The following is an 18,374-nucleotide window of genomic DNA, read 5'->3' on the forward strand; positions in this document are numbered from 1 at the left end:
CATGGCCGAGCGCACGACCGCCGACGTACCCGCCCGCCCGCACCGACGACGCCGCCGGATCCTGCTGGTGATCGCGGCGGTCATTGTGCTCCTGGTGATCGCCGGCCTGTACCTCGGCTACCTCGCCTACAAGGCCAAGGGCGACCTGGAGACCGCACGCACCCAGGCGACCGCAGCCCGCGCCGCGGTGCTCGACGGTGACGTCACGAAGGCGAAGGCCGCGGCCGCCCAGGCGCAGTCGGCGTCGGAATCGGCGCGGTCGAAGACCCACAACGTGGTGTGGTCGGCGGCGGCGGCCGTTCCCTGGCTGGGTGCGCCGCTCGACTCGGTGTCGCAGATCTCCGACGTGGTGGCCGACCTGTCCCGTGAGGTGCTGAGCCCCATCGCCGATCTCGCGACCACCCTCGATCCGACCACCCTGCGCACCGGCGACAAGGGCATCAACACCACCCTCCTCGCGCAGAACGAGGCGAAACTCGGCACCATCGCCGACGCCGCCGAACGCATCGACTCCCGCGCCGAGGGCATCGACGGTTCGTGGTTCTCCACCGTCTCCGACGCGCGCGACCAACTCGTGGGGCAGACCACCAAGACCAGCCGCTTCATCCGCGGCACGGACACCGCAGCGAAACTCCTGCCGCCCATGCTGGGCAACAACGGGGTGCGCCGCTACTTCTTCGCCTTCCAGACCCCCGCCGAATCCCGCCCCACCGGTGGACTTCTCGGGGCCTACGGCGTGATCAGCGCCCGCGACGGACGGGTCAACGTCGACAACCTCGGACCCAACACCACGCTGCGCGCACCGTCGCGACCCATCGACCTCGGCGCCGAGTTCGACAGCAACTACGCGATCAGTCGCCCGTATGTGGACTCCCGCAACAGCAACGCGAGCCCGCACTTCCCGTACGCCGCGCAGATCTGGATGTCGATGTGGCGGCAGCAGACCGGGACGCGACTCGACGGGGCCCTGGCCACCGACCCGATCGCGCTGAGCTACCTGCTGAAGGCCACCGGACCGATCACGCTGAGCGACGGCGAACAGATCACCGGCGACAACGTCGTCGACGTCACGCTGTCGAGTTCGTACAAGAGGTTCGGTGGCGACAACCCCGCCCGCAAGGCGTATCTGCAGGAGATCGCCAGCAGGGCCATCACCACCCTGACCACGGCCCGCGGCAACACCGGCGGGGTGCTCGAGGCGCTGGGCCGCGCGGTTCACGAACGCCGACTGATGGTCTACAGCACCCGCGCCGACGAGCAGGCGCTGCTGGTGTCCTCAGGTCTCGCCCACGAGGTCGTACAGACCGATGCCCCCTACGCCGAGGTGACCGTCGGCAACCTCGCGGGCAACAAGATCGACTACTACCTCAAGCGCTCCATTCGCTACGAGTCCGGTTCATGCAGCGGCGACATGCGGCAGAGCACGCTCACGGTGTCGCTCACCAACACCGCGAGCGATCTGTCGTTGCCCGCGTACGTGATCGGCGGACTCGGCAACCCCGACAAGCGAATCCAGCCGGGCACCAACTTCGCGAACCTCACCGCCAACCTCACCAACGGTGCGGTGTTGCAGACCATCACGGTCGACGGCCAGGCCCCGCTCTACGGGACGGGCACCGAGCTGGGACACCTGCACGTGATGACGCAGTTGCGGATCAAGCCCGGGGCCACCGCCACGGTGAAGTACACGTTCCTGGAGCCGACCTCGGCCCGCGGTCCCGCCGTCGTGCCCGTGCAGCCTCTCGTCGACCAGCCGGCCGTGACCGTGAACGTGCCCCAGTGCCGTTGACGTACACGGCGATCAGACGCTCAGCACCCGTCCTGGGCGACGGCGCGGATGAAGCCGCCGGTCTGATAGAGGTACATGTACGCCCAGTAGAACAGCGGGATGTGTGGGTGGTAGTTCACCATCACCAGATCGCCGGTGAAGCAGCGCGAGACGATGTACTCCGATCGCGTCACGTGCGGGGTGAAGGTGATGACCATCGCCGAACGCCACCCGTTGGCCTTCGCCTGATCACGCAGGAACCGTGCCTCGCCCCGCGTCGTCTTCGGCGACGGGCGGAAGCAGATCACCCGAACCCGATGCGGCGCATCGCAGATCGCGTCCATGTAGTCGTCGGGTTCGCTGTACGGGTTGGAGACGAGGACGGTCGAGGCCAGCCCGCGCTCGGCGAGCGAGATCCCGTAGTCCTCGCGCCCGTCCTGCCGACCGCCGAGCACCATGATCACGTCGACCTTGCGGGGACTGTCGGCGACCTGGGGGAACACGTAGACGGGCAGGCCCGCGCCGCCGATCACCATCACCAGGGCGATCAGGCACAGCACGATCCTGCGCCAGCGTCGCCTCATGGGCCGAGCGTATCCACTCCCCGGGTGGCCTGCCGTGGGCATGACCGGTGTCACAGATGAGCTCCGACGCCCCGACGGCGACCACCCCCGGCGGTATCGAGGTGCGTGACCTCGTGATGCGTTTCGGTGCGGTCGAGGCATTGGCGTCGATCGATCTCGACGTCGCGCCGGGGACGGTGATGGCGCTGCTCGGCCCGAACGGCGCGGGCAAGACCACCGCGGTGCGGATCATCTCGACCCTGCTGACACCGACCTCCGGGCGGGTGACGGTGGCCGGTGTCGATGTCGCCGCCGACCCGCATCGGGTGCGCGGTTTGATCGGACTCTCGGGCCAGTTCGCCGCCGTCGACCCGGTGCTGACCGGTGTCGAGAACCTCACCATGGTGGCCCGTCTCGCCGGATACACCCGCCGTGCCGCGCGCCGACGCGCCCTCGACCTGCTCGAGCAGTTCGACATCGCCGTCGCCGGACGCCGCCGGGTCGGTGGCTACTCCGGTGGGATGCGACGTCGCCTCGATCTCGCGGGCGCGCTCGTCGCGAGCCCGCCGGTGGTGATCCTCGACGAACCGACCGCCGGTCTCGATCCCACGAGCCGCCTCGGGCTGTGGGCCGCGGTGCGTGACCTCGTGGCCGGCGGCAGCACCGTGCTGCTGACGACGCAGTACCTCGAGGAGGCCGATCAGCTCGCCGACGCGGCCACGGTGATCGATCGGGGATCGGTGATCGCCCGCGGCACCCCCGCACAGCTCAAGGCGGAGTTCGCGACGGCCACGGTGACGGTGGTGCTCGCCGATCCCGCCGACCGCGACCGCGCGTGGGAGGTGCTCGGCGAGCGGGGTGTCGGGCCCTGTGACACCGCTCGGGGCCCCGACACCGACCCGTGTCATGTCACCGTCGCGACCGACGACCCCGGTCCCGTGACCGCGCAGCTCGTCGGTGCGCTGTCGGTCGCGGGCATCGAGGTGGTCGACACCCGTACCGCGACGCCGTCGCTCGACGACGTGTTCGTCCACCTCACCGGGACCACCGAGGCGGCTGCCCCGTGACCGCTACCTCTGCCACCTCCGCGCCCGCACAGTTGCCGCCGCGGCGGAGGGGACCGATCCCGTTCGCCGTCGACTGCGAGGTGATGATCCGTCGGAACCTGATCACGCTGCTGCGTACGCCGCAGATGCTTCTGGGCGCGGTGGTACAGCCGCTGATGTTCGTGCTGCTGTTCTCGTATGTGTTCGGCGACGCCCTCGGCGGCGACCGCTACCGCGAGTTCCTCATCGGCGGGATCATGGCGCAGACCGTGGTGTTCAACTCCGGTTTCACCGCGCTGGGTCTCAATGCCGACCTGAACTCCGGTATAGCCGAACGGTTCCGGGCCCTGCCGATGTCGCGGCTGGGGTTGGTGGTGGGCCGCACGATCTCCGACCTCACCATCAACCTGATCGGTCTCACGGTGATGTCGCTGGCCGGGTTGGTGGTCGGCTGGCGCATCTCCGACGGTGCGCTGTTCGCGATCGGCTCGTACGCGACGGCGCTGGTCTTCGGCTACGCGCTGTCGTGGGCCGCGGTCATCATCGGGGTGGTCACCTCGACCGCCACCGCGGCGCAGAGTCTGCTCACCGCCATCGTGTTCCCGCTGTGCTTCGTCTCGTCGGCGTTCATCCCGTCGCGGCTGCTGCCGACTCCGCTGGAGGCGATCGCGAACTGGAACCCGGTGTCGGCGGTGGCGCGCAGCTTCCGGCAGGGATTCGGCAACCCGATCTCGGTCAACCCGCTGCTCGGTGAGCCGGTGACGTGGGCGTCGCAGCACGCGCAGGCCTACACGCTGATCTGTTCTGCGGTGATCGTCGCGGTGATGGTCCCGCTGACTGCGCGGCTCCTCGCGCGGTCGGCTGCGCGCTGAGTCAGACACCCACAGGGACAGTTCACGACGGCAACACGACTCTGTGCTGACTTGTACCAGCGGTGTCCAACTCGGGGTCGCCGACACCGGCCGAGACATATCCTGACCGATGTTCCGGGGGGTCACGTGCCGGAGGTGTTCGGGTGTCCCAAGCCAGGACCGACGAGGTGTCGGCGGATCAGCCGCCTCCCGTCCCGACCGACACCCGCGCACGCTCCCGCCGCAAGGCGCGGATGCGAGTCGCCCGCAGCGCGGCGCGACAGACGCCGTGGATCGACTCCTACATCCGACGGGTGGCCATCACCGACACCTTCATCGTCGTCGCCGTGGTGTTCGGCGCGCAGATGCTGCGCTACGGCCCCGTCTCGTTCGACGATCGCGTCGGGCGCGCACACGTGCCGATCGGGCTGGTGAGCGTGGGGGTCGTCGGAGGGTGGCTGATGATGCTTCGCCTGCGCCAGTGTCTGGACCGTCGGGTGATCGCCGCCGGTCCCACCGAATACAGCCGCATCGTCTCGGCGTGCTTCCTCACCTTCGCCACCCTCGCGATCGTCGATCTGCTGTTCGTCCTCAACATCGCGCGGTCGTTCGTCGCGCTCGCGTTCCCCGCCGGCACCCTGTTGCTGCTGGCCTCGCACTGGCTGTGGCGGTCGCGGCTCACCCATCGGCGCCGCCGGCGTCTCGATCTCGATCGGGTGCTGGTGATCGGTGGCCTCACCTCCGCGCAGCCGCTGATCGAGCACCTCGATCGGAACCCCGAACTCGGTTATGACGTCATCGGGTTGTGCGTGCCGCCGGAGCAGTCGATGGTGATCGGCCCGATCGCCGTCAACGGCCGGTCGGTGCCCATCCTCGGCGAGTTCACCGACGCCCGCGGCGTCGTCGAACTGTCCGGCGCGAGTACCGTCGCGGTGACCTCGGCCGAGGCACTGGGTCATTCGGCGATGCGCGAACTCTCCTGGGACCTCGAGGGTCTCGACGTCAGCATGGTGGTCGCGCCGGGCCTGCTCGACGTCGCCGGACCGCGCATGAGCATGCGCCCGGTGGCGGGACTGCCGCTGCTGCACATCGACAAGCCCAGGTATCAGGGCGCCAACCGCCTCGCGAAGGCGATGTTCGACCGGATCGGCGCCGCGGTGTTGGTGATCCTCGCCGCACCGGTCCTGCTGATCTGCGCGGTGGCGATCCGCATCGATTCCCGCGGACCGGTGTTCTACCGCGCCGAACGCATCGGGCTCGGCAACGAACCGTTTATGATGTGGAAGTTCCGGTCGATGGTGATCGACGCCGACCGCATGAGGGTCGGTCTCGCCGACCTCGACGAGGGTGCCGGTGCGCTGTTCAAGATCCGCGACGACCCGCGCGTGACCCGGGTCGGCAGGGTGATCCGACGGTTCAGCATCGACGAGCTGCCGCAGCTGTTCAACGTCATCGGCGGCTCGATGAGCCTGGTGGGTCCGCGACCGCCGCTGGCCGAGGAGGTCGAACGCTACAACGGTCCGATAGCCCGCCGGATGCTGGTGCGGCCCGGCATGACCGGGCTGTGGCAGGTGTCGGGGCGCTCGGACCTCACGTGGGAGGAATCGGTCCGCCTGGACCTGAGCTACGTGGAGAACTGGTCGGCGATGACCGACGCCATGATCCTGTGGCGGACATTACGTGCGGTCGTGAGTCGCTCGGGCGCCTACTGACCGGGTCGCGACCGCTACTGTCGCGGGCATGAGCGCGCCGGTGGTCCCGACCCGAATCCTCTTCGTCTGCACGGGCAACATCTGCCGATCCCCGATGGCCCAGTACCTGCTGGCCGACCGGGTCGATGGCGTCTCGGTGGCGAGCGCCGGTACGGCCGCCCTCACCGATTACCCGATGCACGTGCAGACCGAACGGGTGCTGACCGAGCGCGGCATCGCATCGCGGTTCCCGACCGACGATTTCCGGGCCCGTTACCTCACCGCGCCGGTGATGGCCGAGGCCGATCTCATCGTCGGGCTGTCGCGCGAGCACCGCGACCACGCGACGGCAGTGGTGCCGATGTCGTGGCGACGGGTGGTGACGCTGCGTGAGCTCGACGCCTATATCGCCGACGGGGGGCCGCTCACCGCCACACCGCAGATCGCCGCCGATCGCAACCGCGACGACCTCGACATCGCCGACCCCATGAACCAGCCCCCGGCCGCCTTCGACGCCCTCGCCGCCGACCTCGATCCGATGATCGAGCGGTTGGCGGAGTGGCTGCGTTCCGCCGACCGTGCCACACAGTGACGTCGAGCGTGCCAGTCCGAACGCACACCTGGCCTTCGTACGGAGCACGCTCGACGTCACTGTGTGGCACGGTCGGCGCACGAAGCGCACCGCCTTGAACGCGTCGTGGTCTCGTTCGGACTGTGAGCGGCAGTCGCGATCCGCTGCCTCGCGCAGGACGTCGGTGCGGTCACCCTTCGGGGAGTGGTCGTCGTCGGGGTTGTTCATCCCGGGTGCCGCCCCATTTCGCGATGTTCGAGCGGTGGTCGATTGAGTCTGGTGAATGTTGCTGAACGCTGGTGTATTTCGCGTGTCTGGTCGCGTTCGACCACCGCTGACGGTGCGGAAGCCGGTCGCCGAGTGTGCGTTGTCTCGTCGTCGGCTCACGTCGTGTGGCGAGCACACTCGACGAACGTTTCCGCACAGTCAGCACCGCTGGCTGGTCAGTAGTAGTAGGGGAACGGATCCCAGTTGGGGTCTCGCTTCTCGAGGAAGGCGTCGCGGCCCTCTACGGCCTCGTCGGTCATGTAGGCCAGACGGGTGGCCTCGCCGGCGAACACCTGCTGACCCATCAGCCCGTCGTCGGTGAGGTTGAACGCGAACTTCAACATGCGCTGTGCCGTGGGGGATTTCGCGTTGATCGCGCGGGCATACTCGATGGCGGTGTCCTCGAGATCAGCGTGATCGACGACCTCGTTGACGGCCCCCATGCGCTGCATCGTCTCGGCGTCGTAGGCGCGGCCGAGGAAGAAGATCTCACGCGCGAACTTCTGGCCGACCTGCTTGGCGAGGTAGGCACTGCCGTACCCGGCGTCGAACGACCCGACGTCGGCGTCGGTCTGCTTGAACCGCGCGTGCTGACGCGAGGCGATGGTGAGGTCGCACACCACGTGCAGCGAATGCCCGCCGCCCGCGGCCCAGCCGTTGACCACCGCGATGACGACTTTCGGCATGGTGCGGATCAGTCGCTGCACCTCCAGGATGTGCAACCGGCCGCCCTCGGCCTGCACACGCGCGGTGTCGACGGTGTCGGTGGTCTCGCCGCCGGCGTACTGATACCCCGACCGACCGCGGATCCGCTGGTCGCCGCCGCTGCAGAACGCCCAGCCGCCGTCTTTCTCGCTCGGGCCGTTGCCGGTGAGCAGGATGGTGCCCACGTCGGGGCTGCGGCGGGCGTGATCGAGGGTGCCGTACAGCTCGTCGACCGAATGCGGCCGGAACGCGTTGCGCACCTCGGGTCGGTCGAAAGCGATTCGCACGATGCCGTTCTCGCGCCCCGCACCGACATGGCGGTGATAGGTGATGTCGGTGAGGTCGCTGAACCCGTCGACGGGGGTCCAGTGCTCGGGGCGGAAGGGGTTCACGGCGTCGTCGCTCATGGGTTCCGAGCGTAACGGTGGGCCGTGTCCGGGCCGCTCACCTGGGTCGATAACGTTGCGGCCATGACCGATGACCAGCACGAGGGCGGCTTCCGCACCGACATGGCGATCAGTGTCGACAAGGGCGGACCCCGCTACGGCGAGTTCGTGGAGTCGGCGCGACTGTTCATGGACCGCGTGCGCGCAGCCATGCCGACCGAGGAACTGGTCGACGAACTGATCGACGAGCTCGCGGCGATCAACGCCAAACTCGAGGCCGTGGCCATCGACGAGTGGAACTCGCCCTCGGGCACACGGATCGACCTGCCGGCCCGCGGCAACATCACGCTGCCGCCGTATCTGGTGAAGCGGGCTGACGCCACGGGAGTCGAAGCGACACTGCGCTTCACGCGATTCCACCTCGGCGGCAACAACGCCGCACACGGCGGCTACATCGGCACCGCCTTCGACGACCTCCTCGGCATGACCGGTGCGCTGGCGACCGGAAAGGTCACCCGCACCGCCTATCTCACGGTCAACTACCGGTCGATCACCCCGCTCTACACCGACCTCACGGTGGCGACACAGGTGACGAAGGTCGACGGCCGCAAGATCTTCGTCGCCGCCCAGATGCACGACGGTGACCGACTCTGCGCCGAGGCCGACGGCCTGTTCATCGCCCTGAACCCCGGACAGCCCTAGAACTCGTCGCGGTCCTCCGAACGGGGGAATCGACATGCTTCACCGCGACATGGGGACATCGGTGAAATATCGTCATGTCTGAGTTGCGTAGGACGAGCGATACGCGCGGGGCGAATGTCTGGGGGGAGTTACTTGACGTCGGACATGAAGGCGGGCGAGAGAGCGCGGTCGACCGCGCGCATCGGGGGCATCGGCTCCCGCGAGCGGATGCAGACCCGCGAACACATGACGACGTGGGCCGATCGTCACCGCACCCGGTTGCTGTGGGCCGACGCCGTGGTCGTGGTGATCGCGGTGGTCGCCGCGCAGGTGATCCGCTTCGGGATGAACCCGACCGTGCCCGTCGCGACGACCCAGGCGCCGGTGATGATGGTGTCGGGACTGCTGAGCGTCCTGTGGATCGCCACCCTCAACGTGTGCCGGGTCGCCGACGTCCGCATCCTCGGCTCCGGTCCCGCGGAGTTCAGTCGGGTGATCAAGGCCAGCACCCTGGTGTTCGGGGTGTTGGCGATCATCGACCTGCTGTTCAAGCTCAACATCGCCCGCGGGTTCATCGCCATCGCCTTCCCGCTCGGCACCTGCCTGCTGCTTCTGACGCATCTCCTGCTGCGCGTCGCCCTCATGCACGAGCGCCGGCACCACAAGTGCATGAGCCACGTGGTGGTGGTGGGCAGCGAGATCTCGGCGCGGCCGCTGATCGCCCACCTCGACCGCAACCCGTCGTTGGGGTTCGAGGTGGTCGGTGTGTGCATGTCGCCCGACGAGGCGCCGCGGTTCGCATCGATCGACGTCGACGGACGCACGGTGCCGGTGCTCGGTGAGTTCACCGACGTGCGCCGCGCGGTGATGGAGTCACGCGCCACCACCGTCGCGGTCACCTCGGCCGAGGTGCTCGGTCACTCGGCGATGCGCGAACTGTCGTGGGAGCTCGAGGGTCTCCACGTCGACATGCTGGTCGACCCGGGCGTGATGGACGTCGCCGGACCGCGAATGCTGGTGCGGCCCGTCGCGGGGTTGCCGCTGCTGCACATCGACAAGCCGAACTATCACGGCGCGAACCGGCTGGCGAAAGTCGTCGTCGACCGGCTGGGCGCTCTCACGGCCCTGGTGCTCGCCGCGCCGGTGATGCTGGCGTGCGCGGTCGCGGTGAAGCTCGACTCGCGCGGTCCGGTGTTCTACAAGGCCGACCGCATCGGCATCAACAACGTGCCGTTCCGCATGTGGAAGTTCCGGTCGATGGAGATCGGCGCCGACACCCGGCTGGCCGACCTCTCGGTGCTCAACGAGGGCGAGGGTCTGCTGTTCAAGATCCGCGACGACCCGCGGGTGACCCGCGTCGGCAAGGTGATCCGTCGCTTCAGCCTCGACGAACTGCCACAGCTGTTCAACGTGCTGGGCGGCTCGATGAGCCTGGTGGGTCCGCGACCGCCGCTGCCCGCCGAGGTGGAGCGCTACGAGGGGCCGGTGCGTCGCCGCATGCTGGTGAAGCCGGGCATCACCGGGCTGTGGCAGGTGTCGGGCCGATCGGACCTGTCGTGGGAGGAGTCGGTGCGCCTCGACCTCCACTATGTGGAGAACTGGTCGGCCATGACCGACGCGATGATCGTGTGGCGCACGATCCGCGCGGTGATCAGTCGGTCGGGAGCCTACTGATCGACCGCGCGATCACACTCACCGTCAGTCGAGGGGTCCGGCGGTGAGGGTGAGACCCGCGTCGCGGAGTCGGTCGACGAGCGCGTCGCCCATCGCCGCGGCGGGGGTGAGCACGCCGGTGCGGTTGGGCAGCTTGTCGCGGTCGAGGGCGAGGGTGAGCGCGCTCTCGCCGAGCATCACCGCGGTCGCCTTGTAGCCGGGGTCGCCCTTGGCCTTCACACGCGAGGAGAACCGCTTGCCGGTGGTGGTGCGGGTGTACACGTCGACGGTGAAATGGCCGTTCTCGCGGGTCTTCTCACTCGGTCCGTCGCCCGCCTTGGGGAGGATGCGGTCGAGCACCTTACGGGTCGGCCCCATCGCCATCAGCCCGAGGAACCCGCCGAGACCGACGCTGACCAGACCCGCCGTGGCGGTCGACAGCACCGGGTTGCGGCCGACGGCCATCGCCTCGCCGTAGCGGAACTGCGCGCCGTAGGCGTTGTCCAGCAGGGCGTTGGTGCGGCGCACGATGCGGGTGTTATGCGCAGCCATCACGAACGGCGCCAACGTGCCCTTGATCGACGGGTCGATGCTCGACCCCTTCACGATCATCGCGTCGCTGGGCTGCTTGACCGCGGTGCGCAACCGGTGCTCACCCGGACCGGTCGACAGCGCGTACGGATCGAGCAGGATGCGTCGGGTCTCGGGGTTGCGGGCCTCGGTCGCGATGACGCGCATGGAGTCGACGGTGCCGCCGGAGACGCCGCCCGCGAACGAGCTGACCACCAGCGTGGTGTTGGTGAGTTCGCCTTCGCCCGCCTCCGTCACGGCCTTGTGGAGCAGGTAGACGCCGATGTCGGACGGCACCGAATCGAACCCGCACGAGTGCACGATGCGCGCACCGTTCGCCTCTGCCTGCTCACCGAACTTGTCGATGGAGTACCGCACGAACGGGACCTCGCCGGTGAGATCGACGTAATCGGAGCCGGCGTTGACCGTGGCCGCGAGCACCAGCTCGCCGTACTTCAGGTAGGGCCCGACGGTGGTGCAGACCACCCGGGTGCGTGCGGCCATCGCGTCGAGCGACGACGCGGAATCGGCGTCGGCGACGATCAACGGCCAGTCGTGCGCCGAGGCGGGCAGCGTCCGCCGCGTGGACGCCAACTTCGTCTCGCTGCGGCCGGCCAACGCGATGCGGGTGCCCGCGGGGGCATGTCTGGCCAGGTAGTCGGCGGTGAGGATGCCGACGAACCCGGTGGCCCCGAACACGACGACATCGAACTCACGAGTGGAATCGGTCATGACACCCGAGGGTAGACCGGCTCGTCGGCGGACGACACCGGCTCGGGGTGCACTGCTCGTCGTGAGCGCCAACGGTTGTAGCCCCGCGCCGCGAACGGCGCGACGAACAGCATCAGGAGCACGCGCACGATCTGCGAGGCCAGCACGAAGGTGATGTTCGAACCGGACGCCGCGGCCGCCGCCAGCACCGCGTAGATGCCGCCCGGTGTGGTCGCGAGGTAGCCGTCGAACATCGACTCGCCGGTCCAGACGCTGAGTGCCACACCGAGTCCCGCGCTGCCGACACCGATGAGGACGATGAGCAGCACGGCGAACGGGAGCACCCGACCGATCGCGCGCAGGCTGTCCTGGGTGAAGCCGAGTCCGGCCTGCCAGCCGATGACGGCGTATCCAGCCGTCACCAGCAGCACCGGGACCGCCGCATCACCCGCGACACCGGTCAGTTCGGCGACGACGGTCACGATGAGCGGCCCGAGCAGCCCGGCGGCCGGGAGTCGGATGAGGCGACCGACGCTGATGCCGACGGCCATCGCGCCCGCGCCCAGGAGCAGTCCCCACAGCTGATCGCCGGTCGACGCCGACTGCGTGGACGTCGCCGATCCGGTGTGCGCTCCGAACACGGTGGTCGCCACGATCGGCAGGCTGACCGTCACCAGACCCACGCGCACGTACTGGACCACCGCGACCATCCGCTCGTCGCCGCCGAGTTCGCGGGTGAGCGCGACCAGTCCGGATGCCCCGCCCGCCACCAGGGCCAGTGAGCCGGTGAGCGGGTCGACGCGCCGGTGCAGGCCGAGCAGCGCCCCACCCGCGACCGACAGCACGAGCGTGCCCAGCGCGATCACGATCACCGGGAGCCACGAGTCGGCGAGACCGGCCAGCACGCTCGGTTGCACCATCGTGCCGATGTAGACGCCGAGCACGCCCTGTCCGGCGATGCCGATCGGGCGGGGGAGTGGCGGCTTCTTCTGTGTGCCGCTCACGGTCGTCGAGGTGCGCTCGCGTGGGGCGAGGCCGGCGAGGGCGAGTGCGGCGGCCACCACGAGACCCGCGAAGAGCGCCGCCGACGGGACCGAGAGTTGATCGAGGACAGCGGTCGCCGCTGCCGTCACCACGATCAGTCCCAGCCAGCGCCGCATCATGAAACCAAGACTAGGCTTGCTAATACCCTGATGTAAACCGGTGAACATCGAGTGAATGTGAACTATTCTCTTGCCATGACCACGATCGACGTCGCCGAGGCGACCCGTCTTCGGGAGGCGATCATGTCCGTCGCCCGCGCCGCGCGAACCCATCGACCCGACCACGGTCTGCCGCTCACGCAGATCACCGTGCTGGGCTACCTCGACCGATCGGGGACCACCACCGTCGCCGAACTCGCCGACCGCATGCACGTCCGCGTCCAGTCGCTGACGGTGAGCATGAACAAGCTCGACGACGCCGGCCTCATCGTCCGCCGCACCGACCCCGACGACCGCAGGCGACAGCTCGTGGAACTCACCGAGGCGGGGCGTGCACTCATCCTCGACGACCGCGCCCAACGCGACGCCTGGCTCGCGCGGTCGTTCGCCGACAACTTCGACGACACCGAGCGCGGCCTGATGATGCTCTGCGTCCCCCTCTTCGAACGTCTCGCCACCGAGCGCGGTCGCTGACCCGACCCCACCCCGCCAGGTGGGCCGTCGTTTCCGCCAGCTGGGCCGTCGTTTACGCCGAATGGGCCGCAATGTGAATCGGTTGGGCCGACGTGGCCCCCGCGTACCCTGGCGCACATGCGCAAACCCATCGTCGCCGTCGTCGGAGTGGTCCTCACACTGTTCGGACTCGTCTTCGCGCTGCAGGGTTTCGGGGTGCTCGAGGGCAGCGCCATGAGCAACACCGTGACGTGGTCGGTGCTCGGGCCGATCATCGCGATCGTCGGGCTCGCGCTCGTCGTGGTCGGCGTGCGCGGCAAGCTCCGGTAGCACCTCGTGGAATCGCCCGATCACGACACCCGCGTCACCGGCACCCCGGTCGGTCGGCGCGTGGTGCTCGGGTTGATCGGGCTCGGCGGACTGGGCATCGTCGCCGGCCCTGCGGCACAGGGCGGCTTGTCGAAACTGCTTGCGCCGGTGCAGGTCCGCGACCCCACAGGTCTCATCGCGCTCCTGCCGCTGGGCGACAACTTCCGCTACTACTCCGTCGTCGGATCGGTGGACCAGAAAGCGGCAACCGACTACCGGCTGACCGTGGGCGGCGAGGTCGCGGCGCCCGCGGAGTACACGATGGCGCAACTGGCGCAGCTGCCGCAGACGTCGTTCACCGAGACCTTCCACTGTGTGACCGGCTGGACCGTGGCGGGAGTCGCGTGGAGTGGGGTGCGGCTGTCGACGCTGCTCGACCGCGCGGATCCTAAGGGCACCGCGCGGGCGGTGCGATTCCGATCGTTCGACGGGACCTACACCGAGAGCCTGCCGCTGGAGAGAGCCCGGGGCGACCGCGTGATCGTCGCGCTGCGGATGCTCGACGCCCCGGTCACACACGATCACGGCGGGCCGGTGCGCATGTACGTCGGCGGGGAGTACGGCTACAAGAGCACGAAGTGGTTGTCGGGCATCGAGCTGACGACCGAGGAGATCCCCGGCTACTGGGAAAGGCGCGGGTATGAGCTCGACGGCACCATCGACGACTGACGTCGCCCGCTTCGGTCCGACCGCCCGGTGGGTGCACCGCACGGTCGCGGTGCTGATGATCGTGTGCCTGGTGACCGCGGCGATCCTGTACGTGTCGTCGTTGGCGGTGCTCGTCGGTCACCGCCAGATCGTCGAGATCCTGCACGTGTACGCGGGTTTCGCACTGCCGGTGCCGATCCTCCTCGGGTTGGCGTCGCCGTCGTATCGCGACGACCTGCGTCGGCTGAACCGCTTCGCGCCGACCGATCGACGGTGGCTGCGGTCGAAGACCCGCCGCGACGGCACCATCCCGGTCGGCAAGTTCAACGCCGGACAGAAGTTGAACGGTGCGCTGTCGGTGGGGTCGATCATCGTGCTGTTCGTGACGGGCGTGCTGATGTACTTCCCGTCGCTGGTGGGCCTGACCTACCGCACGGGCGCCACCTTCGCCCACGACTGGTTCGCCTTCGGGGTCGGCCTGTTGGTGTTGGGGCACATGGCCTTCGCCTTCGGGGACCCCGAGGCGCGTCGCGGCATGCGCACCGGTCGCGTCTCGGTGAGCTGGGCCCGCAAGGAGCACGGCGCCTGGGCCGAGGAGATGGGCGTCGGCAGGACGCGCGAGTCCTAGGGGGCGCAGACGCCCGCATCAGCGGGCGGCGACACCATCTGCGCCGAGCGCTCCGAGGAATGCGAGGCTCTCGGCTGCGGCGGATCCGACCGGCGCGGTGTAGAGCACCAGGTGCTGGTCGCCGTCATTGAGATGCAGCACATCGCAGTCGAGGGTGAGCTCGCCGACGACGGGATGCCGGAAGGTCTTGGTCAGCATCGACGGTGGCTGCACATCGTTGCGGTCCCAGAGATGTGCGAATTCTTCACTGCCGTCGCGTAGTTCGTCGACGAGGGCTCGGATCGCGGGATCGTCGGGATAGCGGGCCGACGCGGTGCGCAGTTCCATCACCGCGCTCTGTCGGAATCCGGCGGCGTCGGAGATGCCGTAGAGCGCCTCGCCTTCGGGGACCGCCGGCAGGAAGGCGTGCCGGGCCAGGTTCCGGTCGTCGGGGGCGCGGGCGCCGAAGTCCTCCATCAACGCCGCGGCGAGATCGTTCCAGGCGAGGACGTCGAACGCCGCGGACATCACGAACCCGGCGGTCGCCGGAATGCGGTGCAGCAGTTCGACAATGCTCGGGCGGACCTGTCGGGAGTGCAGGCCCGATCGGTTGGGTGCGGTGCCGGCGAGGAGATGGAGGTGGTCGGACTCGGGACCGGTGAGCCGAAGTGCTCCGACGATCCCGGCGAGGACGTCTGCCGACGGGCGTGGGGCCCGGCCCTGTTCGAGCCGCACGTAGTACTCGGTGGAGATGTGTGCGAGGACGGCGATCTCCTCGCGCCGCAGCCCCGGCGTGCGTCGCCGTGGACCCGACGGCAGGCCGACGTCGGCGGGTCGGAGGCGTTCGCGCCGACTGCGGAGGAAGGCGCCCAACTGCTGCTTGTCCATGCTCCGAGTGTGCGCGCCGACCGTCGGCGGAGGGTAGTACCGACTGTGCCTGACTAGAAAACGGTCGCCGCCGCAGGCTCGTGTCATGACGAACTCACACGACAGCGCACCCATCGGACTCCTGGCCGGCAAGGTCATCTTCATCACCGGCGCGAGCCGCGGCATCGGTGCGGCGGCCGCCCACCTCTTCGCCGCGGAGGGGGCGTCGGTCGTCCTCGCCGCCCGCAGCACCGACGCACTCGACCGCATCGTCGCCGAGATCCGGGCCACCGGGGGTGTCGCCGACGCGGTGACCGTGGACCTCGCCGACGCCGCGAGTATCCGCTCAGCGGTCGGACGCGTTGCCGACCTGCACGGACGGCTCGACGGCGCGTTCAACAACGGCGGCATCGTGCAGCAGCCCGGTCCCCTCGAGGCCACCAGCGACAGCGACATCGACGACCAGTTCGCCGTGAACTTCCGGGCGCACTGGGTGGCGATGACCGCCGAGGTCGCCCTGATGCGCACCGGCGGTGGCGGCGGCGCGATCGTGAACACCTCGAGTGTCGGCAGCCGCCGCGCCAACCCCATGCTCCCGGCTTACGGCGCCATGAAGCGTGCGCTGAACAGCATCACCGAATCGGCCGCGGTCAGTTGGGCTCCGGAGGGCATCCGTGTCAACGGCATCACCCCCGGCGGCACCACCACCGAGATGATGCTCGACTGGGACGCGCGGTCGCCGGGCGTGATCGACGCGACGATCGCGGCGGCCCCGATGGGCCGGATGGCCCGACCCCGCGAGGTCGCCGAGGCCGCGGCGTGGTTGCTCAGCGATCGCGCCTCGATGGTCACCGGCGCGATCCTGCCGGTCGACGGCGGCGGCGGGGCCTGACGGCGCGGCGGAAGCCACGTCGTGCCCAACTGGCGGGAACAACGGCCCAACTGGGCGGGAACAACGGCCCAACCGGCGGGAACGACGGCCCAACCGGCGGGAACGACGGCCCAACCGGCGGGGGTGGGGTGTGGGGCACATCGCGTCGACCACCGGTGATCTGTCGTTAACCTGGAGTGATGAACCCGTCCACCGTGCAGGCCCGAGTGATCGTCGACGAGATGATCCGGGGCGGCGTGCGCGAGGCGGTGCTGTGTCCGGGATCGCGCAACGCGCCGCTCGCCTTCGCCCTGCACGCCGCCGACACCGCGGGCCGCATCCGGCTGCATGTCCGGATCGACGAGCGCACCGCAGGGTTCCTCGCGCTGGGGCTCGCCGTCGCGTCGGGGCAGCCGGTGCCGATCGTGATGACCAGCGGCACCGCCGTCGCCAACGTGAGCCCGGCGGTCTTCGAGGCCAACTACGCGCGCGTCCCGCTGGTGGTGGTGAGCGCGAACCGGCCGTATGAGCTGCTCGGATCGGGCGCGAACCAGACCATCGAGCAGTTCGGCATCTTTGGCACGCAGGTCCGGCTGGCCATCAGCCTCGGGCTCGCCGAGCAGGATCTCGACACCAACAGCCAGTGGCGTTCGGGAGTGGGGCGCGCGCTGGCCGCCGCCCGCGGCGCACGCACCGGCAACCCCGGGCCGGTGCAGTTCGACATCCCGCTGCGCGAGCCGTTGGTCCCCGAAGCGGGTGTCGGGCCGGGTGACCCGCTAGAGGGTTTCGCCGGCCGCGACAACGGCGCGCCGTGGACCATGGCCGCGGTCGGTCGCCTCGACGTCCCCATCGACATCGATCTCACCGAGCCGACCGTCGTCGTCTCGGGACACGGCGCGGGAGTGCGACCCGAGCTCGCCGGCATCCCGACGGTCGCCGAACCGACCGCGCCGGCGCCCGAGACCGCCCTGCACCCGCTGGCCCTGGGTCTGGTGCGTCCCACGCAGGCGATCATCTGCGGTCGGCCGACCCTGCACCGCGGGGTGTCGCGACTGCTGGCCGATCCGCAGGTGCGGGTCTACGCGCTGACCACCGGACCGCGCTGGCCCGACGTCTCGGGCAACGTGCTTGCGACCGGTACCCGCGCGGAGGTGTCGGGCACGCCGTCGGAGCAGTGGTTGAAGGACTGCGCCGACGCCCACCAGCGCGCGGTCGGCTCCGTCGACGCCGAACTCGACCGACCCGGCCCCGTGACCGGCCTGCACGTCGCGCGTGTCGTCAGCGCCGCGATGCACCCGGGTGAGCAGCTCGTGGTCGGGGCATCGAACCCGATCCGCGACGTCGCCCTGGCGGGCCGGGTGTCGCCGGAGGTGCGGGTGCTGTCGAACCGGGGTGTGGCCGGCATCGACGGCACCGTCTCGACCGCCATCGGTGCCGCGCTCAGCGCCGACCATCGGCGCACCGTCGCGTTCATGGGCGACCTCACCTTCGTCCACGACGCGACCGGCCTGCTGATCGGACCGGCCGAACCCCGCCCGCGCGACCTCACGATCGTCGTCGCCAACGACGACGGCGGCGGCATCTTCGCGCTGCTCGAGCAGGGCGAGCGTCGGTTCAGCGGACCCGAATACGACGGCGCCTTCGAACGCGTCTTCGGCACCCCGCACCGCACCGACATCGCCGCGGTGTGCGCCGGGTTCTCGGTGCCCCACCGCAGGGTGTCGGTGGCCGAGCTCCCCGCTGCGCTCGCGTCGTCGACCGAGGGTGGGGTCCGGGTGATCGAGGTGGCGACCGACCGCGACCGGCTGCGCGACCTCCACGCGGCCATCGGCGCCGGCCTGTGACCGAGACTGTCGTGTGGGTGGCCGTCGCGCACCTGCGCGTCGGTGGTGGA

18 protein-coding genes are annotated in these 18,374 nt (G+C 69.5%); 13 read left to right on the forward strand and 5 right to left on the reverse strand.

From position 1 onward, the window contains the following. The first annotated feature begins 1 nt into the window (after position 1). Positions 2-1,789, forward strand: coding sequence for a DUF4012 domain-containing protein (locus ACLBW1_RS12745; RefSeq protein ID WP_447812225.1), 1,788 nt, complete (start codon positions 2-4; stop codon positions 1,787-1,789). Between the two features lie 20 nt (positions 1,790-1,809). Here ACLBW1_RS12745 and ACLBW1_RS12750 read toward each other — a convergent pair whose 3' ends face one another. Then, positions 1,810-2,352 (reverse strand): YdcF family protein, encoded by a 543-nt coding sequence (locus ACLBW1_RS12750; protein ID WP_447812226.1) that lies wholly within the window; start codon positions 2,350-2,352, stop codon positions 1,810-1,812. Between the two features lie 56 nt (positions 2,353-2,408). On the opposite strand from ACLBW1_RS12750, the gene ACLBW1_RS12755 reads away from it, so the two are divergent. The 4 genes from ACLBW1_RS12755 (at position 2,409) to ACLBW1_RS12770 (ending at position 6,511) form a co-directional block, all read left to right on the forward strand. Then, complete coding sequence (locus tag ACLBW1_RS12755) at positions 2,409-3,398, forward strand: ATP-binding cassette domain-containing protein (protein ID WP_447812227.1); 990 nt, start codon at positions 2,409-2,411, stop codon at positions 3,396-3,398. Next, positions 3,395-4,249 carry an ABC transporter permease gene (locus ACLBW1_RS12760; RefSeq protein ID WP_447812228.1) on the forward strand — a complete coding sequence of 285 codons (855 nt, stop codon included), beginning with the start codon at positions 3,395-3,397 and terminating at the stop codon, positions 4,247-4,249. The genes ACLBW1_RS12755 and ACLBW1_RS12760 overlap by 4 nt, the downstream gene beginning before the upstream one ends. A 143-nt stretch (positions 4,250-4,392) precedes the next feature. Further along, positions 4,393-5,940 carry a sugar transferase gene (locus ACLBW1_RS12765; protein WP_447812229.1) on the forward strand — a complete coding sequence of 516 codons (1,548 nt, stop codon included), beginning with the start codon at positions 4,393-4,395 and terminating at the stop codon, positions 5,938-5,940. 28 nt (positions 5,941-5,968) lie between these two features. Then, positions 5,969-6,511, forward strand: a complete 543-nt coding sequence (locus tag ACLBW1_RS12770; RefSeq protein ID WP_447812230.1) for an arsenate reductase/protein-tyrosine-phosphatase family protein — start codon at positions 5,969-5,971, stop codon at positions 6,509-6,511. A 422-nt stretch (positions 6,512-6,933) separates the two neighbouring features. On the opposite strand, the gene ACLBW1_RS12775 is transcribed toward ACLBW1_RS12770, so the two are convergent. After that, on the reverse strand, positions 6,934-7,869 hold the full coding sequence (locus ACLBW1_RS12775) for a 1,4-dihydroxy-2-naphthoyl-CoA synthase (protein ID WP_447812231.1): 936 nt from the start codon (positions 7,867-7,869) through the stop codon (positions 6,934-6,936). Between the two features lie 63 nt (positions 7,870-7,932). Here ACLBW1_RS12775 and ACLBW1_RS12780 point away from each other — a divergent pair, with 63 nt between their 5' ends. Both ACLBW1_RS12780 and ACLBW1_RS12785 read left to right on the forward strand, forming a co-directional pair. Continuing rightward, entirely contained in the window at positions 7,933-8,550 is a 618-nt protein-coding gene (locus tag ACLBW1_RS12780) for a PaaI family thioesterase (protein WP_447812232.1), read from the forward strand. 132 nt (positions 8,551-8,682) lie between these two features. Continuing rightward, positions 8,683-10,203: a sugar transferase gene (locus tag ACLBW1_RS12785; protein WP_447812233.1), complete on the forward strand. Its 1,521-nt coding sequence runs from the start codon at positions 8,683-8,685 to the stop codon at positions 10,201-10,203. Between the two features lie 24 nt (positions 10,204-10,227). Here ACLBW1_RS12785 and ACLBW1_RS12790 read toward each other — a convergent pair whose 3' ends face one another. Both ACLBW1_RS12790 and ACLBW1_RS12795 read right to left on the reverse strand, forming a co-directional pair. After that, positions 10,228-11,484: a saccharopine dehydrogenase family protein gene (locus ACLBW1_RS12790; RefSeq protein ID WP_447812234.1), complete on the reverse strand. Its 1,257-nt coding sequence runs from the start codon at positions 11,482-11,484 to the stop codon at positions 10,228-10,230. Then, the gene (locus ACLBW1_RS12795) at positions 11,481-12,623 is read right to left on the reverse strand and encodes an AbrB family transcriptional regulator (RefSeq protein WP_447812956.1); all 1,143 of its coding nucleotides are present in this window, start codon (positions 12,621-12,623) and stop codon (positions 11,481-11,483) included. Before ACLBW1_RS12795 ends, ACLBW1_RS12790 begins: the two co-directional genes overlap by 4 nt. A gap of 78 nt (positions 12,624-12,701) precedes the next feature. Here ACLBW1_RS12795 and ACLBW1_RS12800 point away from each other — a divergent pair, with 78 nt between their 5' ends. From ACLBW1_RS12800 to ACLBW1_RS12815, 4 genes are all read left to right on the forward strand, one after another. Next, positions 12,702-13,139, forward strand: a complete 438-nt coding sequence (locus ACLBW1_RS12800; RefSeq protein WP_447812235.1) for a MarR family winged helix-turn-helix transcriptional regulator — start codon at positions 12,702-12,704, stop codon at positions 13,137-13,139. A 117-nt stretch (positions 13,140-13,256) separates the two neighbouring features. Further along, the gene (locus ACLBW1_RS12805; protein WP_447812236.1) at positions 13,257-13,448 is read left to right on the forward strand and encodes a hypothetical protein; all 192 of its coding nucleotides are present in this window, start codon (positions 13,257-13,259) and stop codon (positions 13,446-13,448) included. 6 nt (positions 13,449-13,454) lie between these two features. After that, a complete protein-coding gene (locus ACLBW1_RS12810) occupies positions 13,455-14,156 on the forward strand; it encodes a molybdopterin-dependent oxidoreductase (RefSeq protein ID WP_447812237.1) in 702 nt (233 codons plus the stop codon). Then, on the forward strand, positions 14,128-14,763 hold the full coding sequence (locus ACLBW1_RS12815) for a cytochrome b/b6 domain-containing protein (RefSeq protein ID WP_447812238.1): 636 nt from the start codon (positions 14,128-14,130) through the stop codon (positions 14,761-14,763). Before ACLBW1_RS12810 ends, ACLBW1_RS12815 begins: the two co-directional genes overlap by 29 nt. A gap of 18 nt (positions 14,764-14,781) precedes the next feature. On the opposite strand, the gene ACLBW1_RS12820 is transcribed toward ACLBW1_RS12815, so the two are convergent. After that, positions 14,782-15,630, reverse strand: coding sequence for a helix-turn-helix transcriptional regulator (locus ACLBW1_RS12820; RefSeq protein ID WP_447812239.1), 849 nt, complete (start codon positions 15,628-15,630; stop codon positions 14,782-14,784). A gap of 85 nt (positions 15,631-15,715) precedes the next feature. Between ACLBW1_RS12820 and ACLBW1_RS12825 the strand changes: the two genes are divergently transcribed. Both ACLBW1_RS12825 and menD read left to right on the forward strand, forming a co-directional pair. Next, positions 15,716-16,501 carry an SDR family NAD(P)-dependent oxidoreductase gene (locus tag ACLBW1_RS12825; RefSeq protein ID WP_447812240.1) on the forward strand — a complete coding sequence of 262 codons (786 nt, stop codon included), beginning with the start codon at positions 15,716-15,718 and terminating at the stop codon, positions 16,499-16,501. Between the two features lie 179 nt (positions 16,502-16,680). Continuing rightward, on the forward strand, positions 16,681-18,324 hold the full coding sequence (gene menD, locus ACLBW1_RS12830; protein ID WP_447812241.1) for a 2-succinyl-5-enolpyruvyl-6-hydroxy-3-cyclohexene-1-carboxylic-acid synthase: 1,644 nt from the start codon (positions 16,681-16,683) through the stop codon (positions 18,322-18,324). The last annotated feature ends 50 nt before the right edge of the window (positions 18,325-18,374 follow it).

The sequence above is a fragment of the Williamsia sp. M5A3_1d genome, assembly GCF_053345315.1.

Excerpts from the sequence above, each read along its gene's own strand:
- ACLBW1_RS12745 (WP_447812225.1), top strand. The coding sequence starts at position 2 with ATGGCCGAGCGCACGACCGCCGACGTACCCGCCCGCCCGCACCGACGA.
- ACLBW1_RS12750 (WP_447812226.1), bottom strand. The coding sequence starts at position 2,352 with ATGAGGCGACGCTGGCGCAGGATCGTGCTGTGCCTGATCGCCCTGGTG.
- ACLBW1_RS12755 (WP_447812227.1), top strand. The coding sequence starts at position 2,409 with ATGAGCTCCGACGCCCCGACGGCGACCACCCCCGGCGGTATCGAGGTG.
- ACLBW1_RS12770 (WP_447812230.1), top strand. The coding sequence starts at position 5,969 with ATGAGCGCGCCGGTGGTCCCGACCCGAATCCTCTTCGTCTGCACGGGC.
- ACLBW1_RS12775 (WP_447812231.1), bottom strand. The coding sequence starts at position 7,869 with ATGAGCGACGACGCCGTGAACCCCTTCCGCCCCGAGCACTGGACCCCC.
- ACLBW1_RS12780 (WP_447812232.1), top strand. The coding sequence starts at position 7,933 with ATGACCGATGACCAGCACGAGGGCGGCTTCCGCACCGACATGGCGATC.
- ACLBW1_RS12790 (WP_447812234.1), bottom strand. The coding sequence starts at position 11,484 with ATGACCGATTCCACTCGTGAGTTCGATGTCGTCGTGTTCGGGGCCACC.
- ACLBW1_RS12795 (WP_447812956.1), bottom strand. The coding sequence starts at position 12,623 with ATGCGGCGCTGGCTGGGACTGATCGTGGTGACGGCAGCGGCGACCGCT.
- ACLBW1_RS12800 (WP_447812235.1), top strand. The coding sequence starts at position 12,702 with ATGACCACGATCGACGTCGCCGAGGCGACCCGTCTTCGGGAGGCGATC.
- ACLBW1_RS12805 (WP_447812236.1), top strand. The coding sequence starts at position 13,257 with ATGCGCAAACCCATCGTCGCCGTCGTCGGAGTGGTCCTCACACTGTTC.
- ACLBW1_RS12815 (WP_447812238.1), top strand. The coding sequence starts at position 14,128 with ATGAGCTCGACGGCACCATCGACGACTGACGTCGCCCGCTTCGGTCCG.
- ACLBW1_RS12820 (WP_447812239.1), bottom strand. The coding sequence starts at position 15,630 with ATGGACAAGCAGCAGTTGGGCGCCTTCCTCCGCAGTCGGCGCGAACGC.
- ACLBW1_RS12825 (WP_447812240.1), top strand. The coding sequence starts at position 15,716 with ATGACGAACTCACACGACAGCGCACCCATCGGACTCCTGGCCGGCAAG.
- menD (WP_447812241.1), top strand. The coding sequence starts at position 16,681 with ATGAACCCGTCCACCGTGCAGGCCCGAGTGATCGTCGACGAGATGATC.